At 56.0% G+C, this 12,939-nt stretch carries 13 protein-coding genes; all 13 read left to right on the forward strand.

The window, feature by feature from the left end; translation table 11 throughout:
* The first annotated feature begins 302 nt into the window (after positions 1-302).
* Positions 303-524, forward strand: a complete 222-nt coding sequence (locus IG609_RS03425) for a Flp family type IVb pilin (RefSeq protein ID WP_193397370.1) — start codon at positions 303-305, stop codon at positions 522-524.
* A gap of 7 nt (positions 525-531) precedes the next feature.
* Positions 532-1,083, forward strand: a complete 552-nt coding sequence (locus IG609_RS03430; RefSeq protein ID WP_193397369.1) for an A24 family peptidase — start codon at positions 532-534, stop codon at positions 1,081-1,083.
* A gap of 47 nt (positions 1,084-1,130) precedes the next feature.
* Positions 1,131-2,075, forward strand: a complete 945-nt coding sequence (gene cpaB / locus IG609_RS03435; protein ID WP_193397368.1) for a Flp pilus assembly protein CpaB — start codon at positions 1,131-1,133, stop codon at positions 2,073-2,075.
* 79 nt (positions 2,076-2,154) lie between these two features.
* Entirely contained in the window at positions 2,155-3,594 is a 1,440-nt protein-coding gene (locus IG609_RS03440; protein ID WP_193397367.1) for a type II and III secretion system protein family protein, read from the forward strand.
* Positions 3,595-3,615: 21 nt separating this feature from the next.
* Complete coding sequence (locus IG609_RS03445) at positions 3,616-4,302, forward strand: CpaD family pilus assembly protein (protein ID WP_193400693.1); 687 nt, start codon at positions 3,616-3,618, stop codon at positions 4,300-4,302.
* A 14-nt stretch (positions 4,303-4,316) separates the two neighbouring features.
* Positions 4,317-5,516, forward strand: a complete 1,200-nt coding sequence (locus IG609_RS03450; protein ID WP_193397365.1) for a CpaE/TadZ family protein — start codon at positions 4,317-4,319, stop codon at positions 5,514-5,516.
* 60 nt (positions 5,517-5,576) lie between these two features.
* Complete coding sequence (locus IG609_RS03455; RefSeq protein WP_193397364.1) at positions 5,577-6,980, forward strand: TadA family conjugal transfer-associated ATPase; 1,404 nt, start codon at positions 5,577-5,579, stop codon at positions 6,978-6,980.
* A 17-nt stretch (positions 6,981-6,997) separates the two neighbouring features.
* A complete protein-coding gene (locus IG609_RS03460) occupies positions 6,998-7,978 on the forward strand; it encodes a type II secretion system F family protein (protein ID WP_193397363.1) in 981 nt (326 codons plus the stop codon).
* A gap of 14 nt (positions 7,979-7,992) precedes the next feature.
* Entirely contained in the window at positions 7,993-8,952 is a 960-nt protein-coding gene (locus tag IG609_RS03465; protein WP_193397362.1) for a type II secretion system F family protein, read from the forward strand.
* Between the two features lie 91 nt (positions 8,953-9,043).
* Positions 9,044-9,895, forward strand: coding sequence for a tetratricopeptide repeat protein (locus tag IG609_RS03470; RefSeq protein ID WP_193397471.1), 852 nt, complete (start codon positions 9,044-9,046; stop codon positions 9,893-9,895).
* Positions 9,895-10,467: a hypothetical protein gene (locus tag IG609_RS03475; protein WP_193397361.1), complete on the forward strand. Its 573-nt coding sequence runs from the start codon at positions 9,895-9,897 to the stop codon at positions 10,465-10,467. Before IG609_RS03470 ends, IG609_RS03475 begins: the two co-directional genes overlap by 1 nt.
* Positions 10,460-11,110: a TadE/TadG family type IV pilus assembly protein gene (locus IG609_RS03480; RefSeq protein WP_193397360.1), complete on the forward strand. Its 651-nt coding sequence runs from the start codon at positions 10,460-10,462 to the stop codon at positions 11,108-11,110. The genes IG609_RS03475 and IG609_RS03480 overlap by 8 nt, the downstream gene beginning before the upstream one ends.
* A 195-nt stretch (positions 11,111-11,305) precedes the next feature.
* Positions 11,306-12,937, forward strand: a complete 1,632-nt coding sequence (locus IG609_RS03485; RefSeq protein ID WP_193397359.1) for a Tad domain-containing protein — start codon at positions 11,306-11,308, stop codon at positions 12,935-12,937.
* The last annotated feature ends 2 nt before the right edge of the window (positions 12,938-12,939 follow it).

Below are 12,939 nucleotides of genomic sequence, written 5' to 3' on the forward strand. Positions count from 1 at the left end.
TTGATGAATACGATGCGTGGTGAGTGGGTTTACCCTGCTTACCGCGACTATTTTTTTCTTGATCGCTTATGAATATCCCTGCAAAAAACATGAATATTTATTAATTTCTCCTGCAATGTAAATTGTTTTAATTATTGATTTATATTGATAATTTTTTGTATGGAAAGATTAACGAATATTAATGTTCCACTGCTTGCTCTGCTTGATAATAAGTCTCATTATTAATCTTATTATCATCATGGCTCCCCCCGAATTTCTGAGTAGGTCATGATTTCTTTGTCTGCGGATTAGAGAGTCTTCCCATGAAAAATATTAAAGTAAAACTGCGTTCTTTCCTGCGTGACGAGAGCGGTGTAACGGCTATCGAATACGGCATTCTTGCAGCGGCAATGGCAGCAGCCATCGGCGCGATTTTCGGCGGCGACGGTATCTTCGTGAAAGCGCTGAATGAGAAATTCAGCCAAATCGCCGATCAAATCACCGGTACGGGTACCAGCGGCGGTACATCCGGCGCAGCGAAATAAGTACGGGATGGCGGATTACGCGCACTGGCCGCAGACGGCACTTCTGATGGGGTGCCTGCTGTGGTGTATCAGTACCGACCTGTTAGTACGCAAAATTACGAATCAGGCGGTACTGATTTTATTGCTGGGCTGGCTGTTTTTCAGCGCTTCACATGTCCTGCAATCCGGCGCGTTAGATATGTTGGCACTACAGAAAACGCTCTGGGCGCTGCCAGGCGCGGCGGCAGTACTGGTTGTGGGTTTTTTGCTTTTCCTCACCGGCAGATTAGGTGCTGGGGATGTCAAGCTGATGAGTGTGCTGTGCCTGTGGGTTGGGCAAGGACACCAGATCGTTTTCGTCATGGTGACGGCGCTGGCGGGCGGTGTTCTGGCGCTCAGTTTGCCGCTGCTGAATACCGTACCCACAGCGGTGGCGATGGGCATTCAAACTACCAACCGGATATTCAAGAGTCGGTTGCCTATGCCACCCGCGCTGCCCGCCGATCTTTCTCAAGGCATACCTTACGGCGTCGCCATTGCGTTTGGCGCGATGTATGTCCTGATTTTTCCCTTGTTTTAATTCTGTCGCAGCTTTAAGACACATACGGCTTAGGTAGGCAAGTTGAAATGAAAGTGAACTCTACATACGTACTGTCAGGCGCGCTCGTTCTGGCAGGCATTGTTGCGCTGATGGTGCGTAGCCATCTCTCTTCTGAACCCCCTGCGCCGCCTCCGATTGTGGTTAAAGCACCGGAAAAAACGGCTGTTTTGGTGGCCGCGAAAGATCTGCATCCCGGTGACTTTCTGGATTCATCCTCCCTGCGCTGGCAGGAGACAGATGAATCGGTTTCTCGTTCATTTAACTTTGTTCGCGGTAAAGACAGTCAGTCGCTACTGTTCGGCTCAACGTTGCGTGAAACAGTGGCAGAAGGTGCGCCGTTAAACAGTAATGTATTAGTAAAGCCTAATGAGCCGGGCTTTGTTGCTGCTGTGCTGCGTAAAGGGATGCGTGCTATCTCCGTTCCTACCAGCGCTATTGCGAGCAATGCTGGGTTAGTGTCCGCTGGCGATCGTGTTGATGTGATCCTCAGCATGAAACGAGACGATCAGTCAGAGCTACCTGCAAGCCGTAATCAGCCTGTTGTGATGCCGCTGCTGGCATCACAAACGATCGTACGCGATTTACGTGTATTGGCGCTGAACGATAAAACCGGTACGCCGATATACCCACGCTTTGATACCGCGGAAGACGGTACGGTGCTTGATGCCACTGCCAAAAGCCGTGAGTCTGCCGTGCGTTCTCGTCCTGCAACTTATCAAACCGTGACGCTGGAAGTGACGCCTCAGCAGGCTGAAGCGCTGGCAGTTGCCAAAGAACTAGGCATTCTGCATTTGGCACTGCGCAGTGCCGATCTGGATGATGTTGTCGATCTGGCCACAGGGCGACCACATGTGACCACAGTTCCGCTGGCGACCGATATCTACGGAGCGCTATCTGCCGGATCCGGCGGACACAAAGTGAAAATCTATCGCGCTGAGCAAAAAGACGTGGTGACGTTCCCCTCCCGATAGGAAGAACACGCCATCTGACAGCCTGCGGGGTGCCGCAAGTTGCTCATGGAACAATAAAGCCCATTACGGAATTAAGTAAATGACGATGTTTTCGCTGTTTTTGAAATCGGACTTTCGGGGTACGTGCAAACGATTGCTGGCCGCTGGCCTGTTTAATGCAGTATTGCCTGTCACGCTGACGACGATGATGTCGCCTGCGACCACGTTGGCTGCCGGTGTATCGGTAGCGCCAGTCACCGATGAGGTGCGACTGACCGTGAATCAGGGACGGTTACTGCACCTCAATGCGCTGCCGGACAGCGTGCTGGTGGCCGATCCGAATATTGCCAGTTTTGAACTGCCTTCACCGGGTAATCTATTTGTCTACGCTAAAAGCGTCGGCACCACCACGCTCTACGCGATGGATGAAAATGGCAATGTGATCAACGCCATTCGTCTGGTGTCTGAGCATGATTTGAAAGCGCTGGGTGAACGCATGAAGCGTGAATTCCCCGGTGCGGATATCCAACTGGAAGCCTCGATTCCCAGCGGCGTGATTGTGCGCGGTAGCGTCGATACCCCGCAGGATGCCAAGCGCGTGATCGACAGCATACAGGCTTATATCAGCGCGTCCTCCGGCGGCGGCGGGCAGGGTGGGGGAGGCGGTGGCGAAAGACTACCTGGCTCCAGCGAATCCTCTGGCAAAGTGATCAACCAGCTAAAAATCAAAACGCCTTCGCAAATCAATATTCAGGTGCGTGTAGTGGAAGTGTCCCGCAAGTTAACCAGTGAACTGGGCTTCAACTGGGCGGCATCACTGAGCACCGGTAGCGGCAACATGACCGCAGGCAGCGGATCGCGTCTTAATTTGTTCAACGCCACGACCGGGAGATTTGCTAACCCAACAGATTCTGGCTTCCTGAACTTCGGCCGTTCCAGACTGAGCGGGTTGTTAACCGCGATGAACCAGCAGGGCATGGCGACCGTGTTGGCTGAACCTAACCTGACGGCGATGTCAGGGGAAACCGCGGCGTTTGCCGCAGGCGGGGAAGTGCCAATCGTTCTGATCACCAACAACAGCGTCAGCATCGATTACAAATCCTATGGTGTGATTCTGCGCATGACGCCAACGCTGCTGTCAGCCAATCGCATCAGCCTGCACATTGCACCGGAAGTCAGTGAGCTAACCGACGTCGGTTCCGTACAGCTGGAAGGCGGATCGCGCATTCCGGCCTTAACCGTACGCCGTGCGGATACCACGGTAGAGCTAGCCAGTGGCCAGAGCTTTGCGCTGGCGGGCATGCTGCGTAGCGCCGGTAGCCAGACGATCAACGGCGTGCCGGGATTAAGCAGTGTCCCGATGTTTGGCCGCCTGTTTGAAAGCGAAGCCACCAGTCAGGAAGAAACGGAATTGGTGATTATCGCGACCGCCTATGTCGTTGAGCCGGTTAACGCGGGCGATCTGCAGACTCCGGGACAAGGCGTGAAAATGCTGGATTCATCCATGCCGCGCTCTGCATCTATCGGCTATCTCTACTGAGTCCGCGAGGGGCAATAAAACATGAAAACGATCAACAACAGTTACCCTCTGCTTCGCCCACTGCACCTGCGTGCAGCGGTGCTGACCGCCGTTGTTCTGCTGGCAGGATGCGGATGGAATAAGCCGATTAACGACGTGCGTATGCAGCGCTTCGATCAGCCTGGGCTGCAACCGATTGCCGTCCAGCCTTCATCGGTATCAGTACCGTTACTGGTTGCACCGAACGGGCGCGGGTTCCTGCCGGAATCCCTGAAACAGCTGAATATCATGCTGAAGGATCAGGGACGGCTCTCCGCACAGACGCTGACGCTTATCCCGCACAGCACAAGCGGTGAGCAGATGGCAGGGCGACTGGCTACCGTGCTGAAAAACGCCGGTGCTAATCCACAGAATGTGAAGCAGATGCGCCGTTCTACGGCGAGTGGACAGAATGGCGATCTGGAAGTGATCTCCGAAGCGCTGGTGGTCAAAACCACCCGCTGCACGATCAACGACCCCAATCAACTGATGGTGAAGCCCTATGAGGCAATGGGTTCTCTCGGCTGCGCCACGCAAAACAATCTGGCGATGATGGTCGCCGAACCACGCGATCTGATTCAGGCCAAAGCGCTGGATAGTGCGGATGGCGTGGCGGCGGTCAATAGCATCGAACGCTATCACAAAGATGAGGTGAAAGAGCTCATCGACATTAACTTTGAAGAAGATTAAGGGCGTGACATTCCATGAGTGAAATTACCCCTAACGATGGTGAAGAACTGGCGCTGCCGCTGGTGGCGTTCGCCAATGACGTACGCGATGTAGCCGATATCGGCGATCTCTTTACTCGCCTTAAACAGCCGGATGTGCCGGTGATGTCCGGCGGTATCGCTGCGGCGCGTCAATGGTGTGAACTGAATGTCCCGCCACGTATTTTGCTGGTGGATCTGGAAGGGGCGCACTGGCCGCTTCCGGCACTCGAAGAGCTGCTGAGCGTCTGCGGCCCCACCAGTCAGGTGATTGCGACGGGCAAAGAACAGGATGTCGGCTTATACCGCGCCCTGCTTCAGGCGGGCGTGGTGGATTATCTGGTGAAGCCGTTCACGCTGGATCTGCTGGCGGCAACGCTGGCGAAGTGTGAAGGCCAACAGGCTGGACCGGAATATGCCCGCATGGGCAGGACGATTGCGGTCGTCAGCGCCAGCGGCGGAAGTGGTGCCAGTACCGTGGCGATGGGGCTGAGCCGCCTGCTGTCCGGCGAGCGTCATTTGCCTGTGGCACTGGTGGATTTTGACCGTCGTAACGGCGACCAACTGCTGTTACATGGGCAAACCGATGACGCGGGTTTGGCGGCGGTGTTGGGAACGCAGGAACTGGATACCCGACTACTGCAACGCGCCATGCTGCGCGTGGATACCCGTCTGCACCTGCTGGCACAGAAGCCAGAGCTGGGAGAATTGGCCCCGGTTGACGTCGATAACGTGCTGAATCTTGGCGGTGCGCTGTGCCGCATGTTCAATCAGGTGATTTGGGATCTGCCCAGCAGCTACCCGACCGGTGCGCTCGATGTGCTGACCTACGCGGATCTGCGCATCATCGTGACGGAATTGATGCTTCAGGATGCGCGTAATGTACGGCGCGTGCTGAATGAGATCGGCGACGAAAGCGAAGGGCAACGTCTGTTGCTGGTACATAACCAGAGCCGTTTTGCTACGACCGCGCCGTTGAGCCGCGATCAGTTCGAACAATTTACCGGCCGGAAGATTGATGTCGTGCTGCCGAATGCGGGCCACGCGTTATCGCAGAGCCTGACGCTCGGCGCATTGAATCTGGCCGCGGCACCTGCTTTCCAGCAGGGATTACGTCAACTGGTCGATCTGGCCTGCGGCGTACGCGCCAGACCAGCGGAAAAACGCTGGTTCTCGCGTTGGTTAAAACGTGCCTGATGATGTTCAGCGTTCACCGTTTTTCAAAGGGTTACAGACTGTTTTTTGGGGTTCAGGACTATGTTGATTCGCAAGAATAACCTGCAAAAAAGTGAAGCGGGAAAAAGCACGCCTCAGCCTGCGCCTGCTGCCAATGTAGCAGAACTGAAAACGCGCCCGGCTGCGGAGAACCGCACACAGCCTGCGGTGAATACCTCTTCTGGATCGGCACCGGCTGCCCGCCAGACGGACAACCGAAACAGCCAGCGTCGGATTATCCGCGCACAGCTCTACGATCAGATCGACGCGGGTAAAGCGGCGATGATGGGACGCGACAAGCTGTTAGTGCAGATCGAAACGGTGATCCGCCGCATCTGTGATGAGCAGCGCTTGCAGCTTTCTCGTCAGGAAGAGGAAACCATCGCCGCCGAAATGCTGGATGAGATGACTGGGATCGGGCCGATCCAGCCGCTGCTGTCGGATGACACGGTCAACGATATTCTGGTCAACGGTGCCGGTCAGGTGTTTGTCGAGCGTTTTGGCAAACTGGAACTGTCGCCGATTACCTTCATTGATGAAGAGCATGTGTTTAACACCGCGCAGCGTATTGCCGCCGCGGTGGGTCGTCGCATCGACGAAGCCAGCCCGATGGTGGATGCACGTCTGCCGGACGGTAGCCGCGTCAACGTCATTACCTATCCGCTGGCGATCGACGGCACCACGATCTCGATCCGTAAATTTATGCGCCGCAACCTGTCGCTGGAAATGCTGGCAGAGCGCCGCTGCATGTCCTACGCGATGGCGGATGTCCTGAACAAAGCGATGCAGGCGCGCGTTAACGTGATCGTCTCGGGCGGAACGGGGGCGGGTAAAACCACCTTACTGAATGCGCTGTCGCAGAAGATCGGCAGTACCGATCGCATCATCACCATCGAAGATGCCGCCGAGCTGCAATTGCAGCAGGAGCACGTGGTGCGGCTGGAAACCCGTCCTGTTAGCGCCGAAGGTACGGGGCGCGTCGACCAGCGCGATCTGATGCGTAACGCCCTGCGTATGCGCCCTGACCGTATCATTCTGGGCGAAGTGCGCGGCGGCGAGAGCTTTGACATGTTGCAGGCGATGAACACCGGTCACGACGGTTCGCTGTGTACGGTGCACGCCAATACCTCGCGCGATGCGATACAACGTTTGGAAAACATGGTGATGATGGCGAACATGCAACTGCCGCTGATGGCGATCCGCCGCCAGATCGCCAGTGCGGTGCACCTGATCGTTCAGATCGAGCGTATGCGTGACGGCATGCGCCGCGTGGTGTCCATTACCGAAGTGTGTGGCATGGAGAACGAAGTGATCCAGCTTCAGGATCTGTTCAGCTTCAACATTCAGGGGATGGATGGACAGGGTCTGTTGACGGGTGACTATGTTCAGCACATTCAGCGCCCGCAGTTCTACAGCGATAAAGCGCATCTGTTCGATGCGCAGTGACGGGCAGAGGAGACGCGATGAGTGATTTACGCCTGAATCTGATCACGTTGCTGGTGTTTGGCAGCGTGCTGATGCTGCTATTGGCGGTCAACGCTTGGAGAAAATCACGGCAGCAGCGCATGCAGCGTGAACAACGCTGGCAGCAGATTTTGAACGAGGTCAGCCCGTCGGCCGCCGCCGTAGCGTCTGATTCCATTCTGCGTGATGAGATCAGAACGCCGCTGATGGGTGTCCCGGTCATTGGGCGCTGGCTGGCGATCCTCTGGGCGCAGATGACGTTCATCGGCTGGAAAAAGAACCTGCTCCAGCGCTCCCTTTCGCTAGGGGCGGTGAGCCTGATTCTCGGCATGATTCTGGGGCAACGCACCCTGCTGCCGCTCACGATGGGGCTGATATTTACGCTGATGCTGTTTATCAGCATTGGCATGCTGCTATTCCGTTCGACGCTGCAAAAACACCTGAAAGCGCTGCGCGAGAGCCTGCCGGAAGCGATTGATGCCATTACCCGCAGCTGCCGTGCTGGTGTGCCGGTGGCGAATACCTTCGCGATTGTCGCCGAACACCTCACTGGGCCGCTGGCGAATGAATTCAAGACGATCGATCACTGGCTGAGGCTGGGGATTCCGCTGCGTCAGGTGATCCAGGCCTCGGCAACACGGGTGCCGATGTCCGAATACCGTTTCTTCGTGGTGATTTTGATCATCAATCAGGAAGCGGGTGGGCGACTGGGGGAAACGCTGGAGCGTCTGTCCGCGACGCTGCGTGAACGTCGGGAACTGCAACTGAAAGTGCAATCCAAAACGTCTGAAGCGCGCGCGTCCGCCAAGATTGTCGCCGCACTGTTCCCCGGCTGTCTGGCTTATCTATACATGAAGTCACCGGAGGATTTCAGTTTCTTGTTTTCCGATCCGGTGGGAACGTCGGTGCTGATTTATGCCTTGTGCAGCGTCTCGGTCGGCATGTTGATCACGCACGTGATGGTTAAGCGAATAGGGTAAAGGGAGAGCCATTCATGACTGTTTTTGACGATCCCTTACTGCTGCTGGCGCTCGTGCTGATGGTGGCTGGGATTTACCTGGCACGTACACAGCATAAAGCGCAGCAATACAAGCGGTTGGAAATTCGCATGCGTGGGCATCTGCCCGTTGCCTCTGCAGAGGTGGCTTCTCAGGAAAATATTCTGAGAGGCCAGGGAACCGCATTATCCCCTTGGTTAGAAAAAATCTTGCAGCCGGTTGCCACGCAGGGCGAACGTCTGTCGGGATCGGATCGCGATCGCCGCAATCTGCGCCGCCTGCTGGATCTCGCTGGGCTCCGCCGCAACGAAGCGGTGGGCTGGCTGGTCATGGGAAAATTTGTCGCTGGGGCGCTGTTCGCTATCGCGCTGGTATGGGGATGGTTACCACCCGCTGACCGTGCAGGCCTGACGGGCGTTGCGGCGGGGCTGATCGGCTTCTTTGTCGGTTCGATGGTGCCGGAATGGTGGCTGAAGTGGCGTGCAGCAAGCCGGGGTGAAAAGCTGGCGCGTGCGGTGCCGGATGCACTGGATCTGATGGTGGTCTGCGCCGAAGCCGGCCTGCCTATCGGACGCGTGTTGCAGGTGGTATCGAAAGAGCTGGGGCTGTCTTCACCGGAAATGGCGGATGAACTGCACTACACCGCCGCCGAATTACAGATCCTGTCGGATCGTACGTTAGCGATGAAGCATCTGGCAGAGCGTACCCGAGTCAGCGAGATCGAAAGCATGGTGGCGACGCTGATTCAGGCGGAGCGCTACGGTACGCCGCTGTCTCAGGCGCTGCGTACGATCGCGGATGAAAGCCGCAAGACGTTGATTCTGGGGCTGGAAGAGAAGGCCGGTAAATTGCCTGCGCAACTGAGCGTGCCGCTGATGGCGCTGATCTTGCCACCGATTATCGCCATTATGGCATCGCCTGCACTGGTGCGTGTGATCCGCCTGCTGGCGCAGTAGTTTTTTATTTGCAAAACATTGATTTTAAAAAACATCGACTCCCTCTATGAACTGGGAGTCGCAACGGTTACAACCGATGGAGTTATCGAAGATGGTCGATCTGGTAGCAAAACTTAAGCGCGGCGCGCCCATGCTGGCACTGCTGATTGTCAGTACCGTGCTGGCGGGATGCGGCAGCTCGATGGCGATTAAGGGCAGCAAAGATGAAGGCCTGCGTTTGGCACGTCTGCTGCGCGATCAGGGGCGTGTTGAAGCGGCGACGGAAGTGTACGCGCGCCTCGACAGCCGCGATGCGCTGAAAGGCGCAGAGATGCTGGAGTATGCCAGCGTGGCGGCTCTGGCGCGTTCACCGCAGCAAACGCTGGAACTGTACGGACGAGCACGTCAGGCGCTGGGTGGCGATACCAACAAAATGACGCCGGAAGAAGCGCTGGCGGTGTGTTTGGGAATGGGTCGTGCGCAGCTGGCATTAGGGCGAAATGCGATGGCGCAAACCGACTTTGCCTGTGCGCTGAAAGCACAGCCGAATGACGCGGGCGCACTCAATGGAATGGGCGTGGTGATGGATGCCTCAGGCAAACACGCCGAAGCGCGTCAGCTGTTTGAAAAAGCCTTGCAGATAAACCCGGCAGATGTCGCGGCACTCAATAATCTGGCGCTCTCATGGCTGGCAAGTGGCAACGCAGACAAGGCGATTTCTCTGCTGCGTTCGGTGGATGAGAGTAATGCAACCGGCAGATTGAATCTGGCACTGGCCTACCTCTCTGGCGGCAGAGACGCTGAGGCGCGTTCGGCGCTGGCGACCATTGCACAGCCACAGCGTATTGATGGCCTGATTGACGAGCTGAATCAACGTTTACAGCAGATGCAGCAGGATAAATCCCGTGGTGAAGCGCTGCTGTTATCCAGCCGTCAACGCCTGCAATTGAGTACGCCTGAGTAATGGCGTGGCTGCGTAATCTCGGCCTGTGGCGTGATAACGGCGTCGTGCAAAGCAGAGTACGACGCATCGTGCCGCGCCATGAGCGCCACTGGCGCAGCACGCGCGGTGTGATCGCGACGGAAGTGGCGTTTCTGGTGCCGGTGGTGCTGGTCGGGGTGATGATGCTGTTTGAACTGGCGCGTATCGGGCTGGTCATTGCCGCTGGAAGCGCCGCGCTGGACAAAGCCGTGCAGGCTTTCCGCCTCGATAATCTCGCATCGGACAGCGCGGAACAGATGGGAACCCGTCTAAAGGCGCGCATGGTTGAAGCGGGATACGGCTACCTCAAGGAAGACGATTTAACCGTCAGCGTGTTGCACTTCGACAATCTGAGCCAGCTTGGCGGGCTGACGAACGGCAATGGCAGTCAGGACAACCCGAACGGTGAGGAAACGACAACGCTGCCGGTGTGGTCCGTGACGGTGCAGATTAAAAAGGCGTTTATTACGCCGCTGCCGGAGGTGTTAACGCTAGGGGACACTTTCCGCTATCAGTACAAACATGTGTTTGGGACGGAACTGCGCAATGACTGATCGTTTACTGAAACCCAGTCGTTTACTGAAACCTAGTCTTTTACTGAAAACCAGTCGTTTCCTGAGCGGGATGCGCCGCTTCTGGTTTTCTCGCCGAGCTTCTACCGCGGTAGAAACGGCGTTAGCGTTCCCGATTGTGTTGGCGATTGGGTCGCTGTGCGCGGATATCTACACCGTCGGGCTTGAACGTACGCGCATGGAACAGCGTGCGGGCGCTATCGCATCAATATTAGCGATGCAGCAGGAACTGGATGAAAGCGGACTACAGGGGTTGCTCGAGACGGTGTTGCCAACGGAAGGTTTAGGTAATTACCAGCTATTAATTAGCAACGTGCGCCAGACCGGTGAGCTGCACTGGCAGTTGAGCAGAGGCACGGCAGAAGCGCTGTGTACGGAAAGTGAAACGCTGCCTGGTGAAGAATATCTTCCTGAATTGCCGGAAAGAGACCGCGAAGAGGGCAGCAAGAATATCTCCATGATCGTGGTTGAGATCTGCCGTCAGGGAAAGGATGTGGGTCTGCTGGGCGGCCTATCGCTGGGCGGGCTGCTGCATGCATCGTCAGTCAACCGGGTCGCTATCGACGTGGTTGAGCTTGATGAGGTACTCAGAAAAGAGGCCGGTCTAGAAGAAAAAGATCAATAGCGACGGATTTTATACCGGACATTTTTATACCGGACATAGAAGCGGCAAATAGACCGCAAACGGCAGCGAGCTTCTCGTTACTGTAATAATGAAACACTTAAAAATTTATAGGCATATGAGCAATGTCGTTTTTATTTTCCCGTTTTATGGGCGGGTTGAGTACGCGCTGAATCCAGGAATACAGGATAGGAAGGAATGAAAAAAACCTTACAGAACAGAAGAGTAAAAAAAGACGCTACCGGAATTACTCTGTTCTGGCGTGAACGCTTGTCTGCCTTTATGCATCAGGAAAAGGGCGCGGGCACCGCATTCTATGCACTGGGTGCGATGGCGTTATTGGTGACGGCGGCTTTTATTGTTGATACCTCCACGGCAACCGGTGATGCCACGCAGATCAAGCGCGCGACGGATGCCGCTGCGCTGGCCGTCGGGCATCAGGCGACCATTAATGGCGAAGAGTATAGTCAGGAAGAGACCAATAAGCTGGCGTATGACTACGTCAAAAATAATCTGGGGATGAATAGTGCTCTGAGTGAAAAACTGGCAGCAGGTGACGTGTCCGTTATTGAAGGGCGCAACAGCGAGACGCGTAAAACTTATACCGTCACCGTCGCCTTCGAAACCAAGCCCAGTTTGCTGAGCCTCGGGGCGAGGAAACAAGAAGTATACTCGACTGCCGAAGTCATCAACCGCCCGACCGAAATTGCCTTTGTCATGCCGGTGACGGGGGATATGAGTGAGGGGGATATCCGTTCGCTGAAAAGTGTTAGCCGCAGTTTCGTTGAGCGGATGCTGAGCAGCGCAGACGGCAAACGTGACAACCTGTGGCTGTCGCTGGTGCCGTACAGCCAATCGGTGAATGTGTACGATGCGGAAGACGCCAACCGGATTCGCCGTTGGTCTACACCGAGTGCACTGAATCCGCCAGAACTGCGTTCACTGTTTGCCAGTGGTGTTGTCAGCAGCTTGGTCGACCGTCGCTTCCCCGATCGTCGTGCCAATTTGCTGTGTATGTATCGCGGGTTGGGGCGGGAAGAAAACTTCTTTTGGGATGAACCGCCCGTTGGGCAATTTCGTGTGTACTACCGTCACGATTTGCCGCAAAACGGTAGCCCCGGCGCACCGCCGATCTCCTGGCGCGGCCCCAATCCCGATCTCTATCCATGGAATAACGGTTCCGACGCAGTCGATACCCGCTTTATCGTCGCGGACAAAGGGTGTCCGAATGCTGCACTAATGCCGCTGACCAATGAAGAAAGTAAGCTGAATCAGCGTATCGAACAGTTTTCTGCCCGCTTCAACGTGAACTACGCCATCGGTATGTCGTGGGCGGGCGCGGCGCTGTCGCCCAATATGCGCGGCTCAGACGGCTGGGGTGATGCCACGCTGCCGCTGGATTTCAATCTGGACGGTAACGGTGATGGTCAAAAAGTGATCGTGATGATGGCGAATACCGTGGGCGATTGGTTCGACACCGACAGCTACAACTTCAATCGCAATGCATTCAGTGGTCAAACCGGCTCGGATCCCGCCCGTACCTTTGCTGCGCAGCGCTTCCGCGATCTGTGCGCTAGCTTCCGCGCGCGCAACATCAAATTTTATTTTGTCGGCATTCGTCCCGGCGATCCTGAAGACTTTGGCCGCAACCTGTTTGACCGCGAAGCGACGCCGGGCCTGCTGGTCTGCACCGAGGGTGAAAAACGAATGAGCTTTATCGATGGTGCAGGGTTCGGTGCTGAGGGCGTTGAGGATCAATTGATCCGACGTCTGGATCGTATTGCCGGCCAGATCGAAACCGAGGGCGGCTATGTTCGGCTGGTTGAATGACC

It is taken from the genome of Pectobacterium quasiaquaticum (genome assembly GCF_014946775.2).
Classification (GTDB): domain Bacteria; phylum Pseudomonadota; class Gammaproteobacteria; order Enterobacterales; family Enterobacteriaceae; genus Pectobacterium; species Pectobacterium aquaticum.

What these genes read in the sequence shown, in the direction of transcription:
- IG609_RS03450 (WP_193397365.1), top strand. Translation starts at nt 4,317, where the DNA reads ATGAGTGAAATTACCCCTAACGATGGTGAAGAACTGGCGCTGCCGCTG.
- IG609_RS03485 (WP_193397359.1), top strand. Translation starts at nt 11,306, where the DNA reads ATGAAAAAAACCTTACAGAACAGAAGAGTAAAAAAAGACGCTACCGGA.
- IG609_RS03475 (WP_193397361.1), top strand. Translation starts at nt 9,895, where the DNA reads ATGGCGTGGCTGCGTAATCTCGGCCTGTGGCGTGATAACGGCGTCGTG.
- cpaB (WP_193397368.1), top strand. Translation starts at nt 1,131, where the DNA reads ATGAAAGTGAACTCTACATACGTACTGTCAGGCGCGCTCGTTCTGGCA.
- IG609_RS03480 (WP_193397360.1), top strand. Translation starts at nt 10,460, where the DNA reads ATGACTGATCGTTTACTGAAACCCAGTCGTTTACTGAAACCTAGTCTT.
- IG609_RS03445 (WP_193400693.1), top strand. Translation starts at nt 3,616, where the DNA reads ATGAAAACGATCAACAACAGTTACCCTCTGCTTCGCCCACTGCACCTG.
- IG609_RS03455 (WP_193397364.1), top strand. Translation starts at nt 5,577, where the DNA reads ATGTTGATTCGCAAGAATAACCTGCAAAAAAGTGAAGCGGGAAAAAGC.
- IG609_RS03425 (WP_193397370.1), top strand. Translation starts at nt 303, where the DNA reads ATGAAAAATATTAAAGTAAAACTGCGTTCTTTCCTGCGTGACGAGAGC.
- IG609_RS03440 (WP_193397367.1), top strand. Translation starts at nt 2,155, where the DNA reads ATGACGATGTTTTCGCTGTTTTTGAAATCGGACTTTCGGGGTACGTGC.
- IG609_RS03460 (WP_193397363.1), top strand. Translation starts at nt 6,998, where the DNA reads ATGAGTGATTTACGCCTGAATCTGATCACGTTGCTGGTGTTTGGCAGC.
- IG609_RS03470 (WP_193397471.1), top strand. Translation starts at nt 9,044, where the DNA reads ATGGTCGATCTGGTAGCAAAACTTAAGCGCGGCGCGCCCATGCTGGCA.
- IG609_RS03430 (WP_193397369.1), top strand. Translation starts at nt 532, where the DNA reads ATGGCGGATTACGCGCACTGGCCGCAGACGGCACTTCTGATGGGGTGC.
- IG609_RS03465 (WP_193397362.1), top strand. Translation starts at nt 7,993, where the DNA reads ATGACTGTTTTTGACGATCCCTTACTGCTGCTGGCGCTCGTGCTGATG.